Here is a 3,276-nt window from a genome sequence, read left to right on the forward strand (position 1 = left end):
CTCTCGCCCTTCACCGCGTTCGCGATCAACCTCGGCACCCATTGGCGTCCGGCGGCAGAGACAACAATCGCGAGACTGATTGTCGGCCCAGGGCCATACCAAGATGTTCAGGTCATCGCGGCGCGTCAACTACTTAGCGTCAACGGCCATGACCCTGGTGTGGTGGAACCTTCGGGCATCACATTTCGAGGTTGATCGAGTCTGTGTCGACTGCGCTACCGCGGCACCAGCTGTATCTCAATGTCTCTCGCACGTATGGCTTTACCCCTAGGTGCGATAGGCGTGGGCACGGTGGTCGATTCTGACGATGACGATGGTGTGGTTGGGGTCGTCGATGTGGAGCAGGATTCGGTAGTCGCCGCGGCGGGCGCTGTGGAGACCGTCGAGGTCGTCGCGTAGCGGTTTGCTGAGCCGGTGAGGGTTCTCGGCGAGGGGTCCGGAGATGAATTCGATGACGGCGTGGACGATCCGGGATGGGAGACGTTGAAGGTCGCGGCGAGCTGGGGATGCGACTTCGACCCGGTACGGGTCGGACGAGTCTGTGGGAGCGTCGCTCATTTCGGCGGCAGGCCGTGTTCCGCGCGCAGGTCGTCGATGGAGGCAGTGTGGCCGGCAGCGTACTCGGCGTCGGCGGTAGCGACGTCGTCGCGGACACCGGCACGTGAGAGCCAGTAGATCGTCTCGTGCAGCGATTCGAGGTCGTCGGCAGACATCAGCACCGCGGCGGGTTTGCCGTGCTTGGTGATCGTGATGATGTCGTGCGTGGTTTCGGCGCTATCGACCAGCGCGGAGAGCTTGTCCTTGGCTTCACCCAGTGGCACTGTCGTCATGCCGTCCAGTCTAGCCGCCAGACTGGCCCGACGATAGCCATACTTTTAGCCGATAATAGTAATTATGTAAGGTAAACGATGCCGAGTTGTAGATTGTGCGAACTCGACCCCTCCCCGAACTGCCCCTCGCCCGTAGTGCCCGACTGGCCTCGTGACCTGCGCGTGAGCAGGTGCCGGGCCAGCGCTTCCGCCCTTGTTGGACCGTGACCGCCAGCCGATGGCGGGATGGTGGCGGCGCTGCTACCTGCGGCCTCTTGTCGCGATTCGCATTTCATGCGACACTTTCGCACAAGACGCGAGCCATTTTTGGGCGGTGCGAGATGTCGCAGCAGGATCTTCCTCCAGGGTCGGCGCGGTTGCAGCTGGCCGACGGTATCGCTGTTCTACGTCCGGAAGCCTCGGTGTTCGAGGCGATGGTCACCGGCTGGTCTCACCAGCAGCTGGCACGAAACCTGTCTGCCGGCACGATCTCGGCGCGGGTGGCCACGATACGGCGGTTCCGGGACTTCTGCGATGCCGACGGCCCCTGGACCTGGACGCCAGCGATGGCCGATGACTGGATCACCGAACTACGCGGAGTCCACGGCATAGCGCACAGCACCGTCCTGAACTATCAAGGTGCGCTGCGGCACTTCATGGACTACCTGCTCGACCCGGCCTACGAGTGGGCCGAGCAATGCCAGGACCGGTTCGCCACGCATCCCGTACAGGTCATTACCGAGGCCAACTCGGCCCGCCACGTCCACGAGGGTCCCGGCGACCCACGCAAACGGGCGTACACCACCGACGAGCTGCAGGACCTGTGCGATACCGCGGACGAGCAGGTCACCCGCCGCTACGAGGTCGGCACGAAGGGGGCGATGGTCGCGCTGCGAACCGCGACGATCACCAAGGTCGCCTACGCATGGGGCCTGCGCCGCAACGAAGTTCGCATGCTGGACCTGACGGATTTTGGGCCGAATCCGCGTGCACGGCAGTTCGGCCGATTCGGGGTCTGCTACGTCCGGTACGGCAAGCCCGGCAAAGGATCCCCCGCCAAACGGCGCGGCGTACTGACCGTCCCAGAGACCGCGTGGGTGATCGACTGCCTCGAGCAGTGGATCGACCAGGGGCGCACCAGCTTCGACCGCACCACCGGGACCGCATTGTTTCCAACCGAACGATCCGAACGAATCTCGAACGGGGCACTGTCCCACAGCTTCGCCGAACTCTGTGACACAGCCGGCCTGACCGACCCCGGACTGGACTTTCACTCCCTGCGCCGCAGCTACGTCACGCTGCTTGTCGAGTCCGGCTACGACACCCGCTTCATCCAAGAGCAAGTCGGACACGAGTACGCCTCGACCACCTCGCTCTACACCTTCGTCTCCCCCGACTACCGCAGCCGCGTCGTAGCCGCCGCCCTACGTGCCGCAGCCGGCCGCCTGCCCGAAAGGACGAACGAGACATGAAGCACCGGATCGCCTACCAGTGGCGACTACGCCAAGTCATGACCGACCGAGACATGCACAACCTGTCTGACCTGATCACCCCGCTGCATGAGGTCGGCATCGAGCTCTCCGCCTCGCAGCTCTACCGCCTCCTCGGACGCACCCCGGACCGGCTGCCCCTGGCGCTGCTCGGCGCCCTGTGCCACGTTCTGGACTGCAGCGTCGAGGACCTCTGCGACTTCCGTGTCGACGCCGCACCCTCGCGGCGCACCGCCACCGACGTCTCCCCCTCAGCTGATGGTCCGCTGCGACCGAAGCGGGCCCACATCCACCGACCCGGCCCACCGGCGTAGACGGACCCCCGCGCAGGCGACACACATGGCTGACACATCGAAGTACCACTGCACACGGTGCGACGACGAGCGCCAGCCTCGCGGCGTGCGCTGGCCAGAGGGCTTCGTCTGCCGCCGTTGCTACCAACAGGCCACCCGTCGCCGCGGAACGTGTCCTCGCTGCCTGACCCCGGACCGGCTCCTCCCCGGACTCTCAGGCAACCAGGCCATCTGCACCGACTGTGCAGGGATCGACGATCCCCGCCTGATCTGCACCCGCTGCGGCGATCAGGACGAACCCCACCGGCGCGGACTCTGCGCCCGATGCTGCCTCACCGACGACCTGACCGCCCTGCTCACCACCGCCGACACCGGATTCGTCTCGGCCGAGCTGAAACCGCTACTCGATGCGCTGACCAGCCAGGACCACCCGCGAAGTGCGCTCATCTGGCTACGCAATCCCGACGTGCGCCAGCTCCTGGACGGGTTCGCGCAACACCGCTTGACCATCAGTCACGACACCTTCGCCCACTACCCCGCCGAGCGCACCGCACGTCACCTACGGGACCTGTTCATCAGCTGCGGAATCCTCGCGCCCTATGACCGCAACCTCGACCGCTTCACCAGCTGGCTCGAGAAAAAGCTCGCCTCCACACCAATCCACCAATCGCAGCAGGTCATCAC

The 3,276-nt window shown here is 65.2% G+C and carries 5 protein-coding genes and 1 pseudogene; 4 read left to right on the forward strand and 2 right to left on the reverse strand.

Annotation, left to right across the window (positions count from 1 at the left end):
* Positions 1 to 195, forward strand: a 195-nt coding sequence (locus tag ACH4F2_RS35405) for a hypothetical protein (RefSeq protein ID WP_398136760.1), incomplete at its 5' end; no start/stop codon positions are given.
* 72 nt (positions 196 to 267) lie between these two features.
* Here ACH4F2_RS35405 and ACH4F2_RS35410 read toward each other — a convergent pair.
* Both ACH4F2_RS35410 and ACH4F2_RS35415 read right to left on the reverse strand, forming a co-directional pair.
* Positions 268 to 558 carry a type II toxin-antitoxin system RelE/ParE family toxin gene (locus tag ACH4F2_RS35410; RefSeq protein ID WP_054828169.1) on the reverse strand — a complete coding sequence of 97 codons (291 nt, stop codon included), beginning with the start codon at positions 556 to 558 and terminating at the stop codon, positions 268 to 270.
* Positions 555 to 830 carry a type II toxin-antitoxin system Phd/YefM family antitoxin gene (locus ACH4F2_RS35415; protein ID WP_054828168.1) on the reverse strand — a complete coding sequence of 92 codons (276 nt, stop codon included), beginning with the start codon at positions 828 to 830 and terminating at the stop codon, positions 555 to 557. The genes ACH4F2_RS35410 and ACH4F2_RS35415 overlap by 4 nt, the downstream gene beginning before the upstream one ends.
* Positions 831 to 1,150: 320 nt before the next feature.
* Between ACH4F2_RS35415 and ACH4F2_RS35420 the strand changes: the two genes are divergently transcribed.
* From ACH4F2_RS35420 to ACH4F2_RS35430, 3 genes and pseudogenes are all read left to right on the forward strand, one after another.
* Positions 1,151 to 2,281, forward strand: coding sequence for a tyrosine-type recombinase/integrase (locus ACH4F2_RS35420; RefSeq protein ID WP_298773715.1), 1,131 nt, complete (start codon positions 1,151 to 1,153; stop codon positions 2,279 to 2,281).
* A complete protein-coding gene (locus ACH4F2_RS35425; protein ID WP_298773717.1) occupies positions 2,278 to 2,613 on the forward strand; it encodes a helix-turn-helix transcriptional regulator in 336 nt (111 codons plus the stop codon). The genes ACH4F2_RS35420 and ACH4F2_RS35425 overlap by 4 nt, the downstream gene beginning before the upstream one ends.
* 25 nt (positions 2,614 to 2,638) lie before the next feature.
* A pseudogene (locus ACH4F2_RS35430) lies at positions 2,639 to 3,276 on the forward strand (hypothetical protein); the annotation flags it as partial.

It is taken from the genome of Streptomyces sp. NPDC017890 (assembly GCF_044328675.1).
GTDB lineage: Bacteria > Actinomycetota > Actinomycetes > Streptomycetales > Streptomycetaceae > Streptomyces.

What these genes read in the sequence shown, in the direction of transcription:
- ACH4F2_RS35415 (WP_054828168.1), bottom strand. Translation starts at nt 830, where the DNA reads ATGACGACAGTGCCACTGGGTGAAGCCAAGGACAAGCTCTCCGCGCTG.
- ACH4F2_RS35425 (WP_298773717.1), top strand. Translation starts at nt 2,278, where the DNA reads ATGAAGCACCGGATCGCCTACCAGTGGCGACTACGCCAAGTCATGACC.
- ACH4F2_RS35410 (WP_054828169.1), bottom strand. Translation starts at nt 558, where the DNA reads ATGAGCGACGCTCCCACAGACTCGTCCGACCCGTACCGGGTCGAAGTC.
- ACH4F2_RS35420 (WP_298773715.1), top strand. Translation starts at nt 1,151, where the DNA reads ATGTCGCAGCAGGATCTTCCTCCAGGGTCGGCGCGGTTGCAGCTGGCC.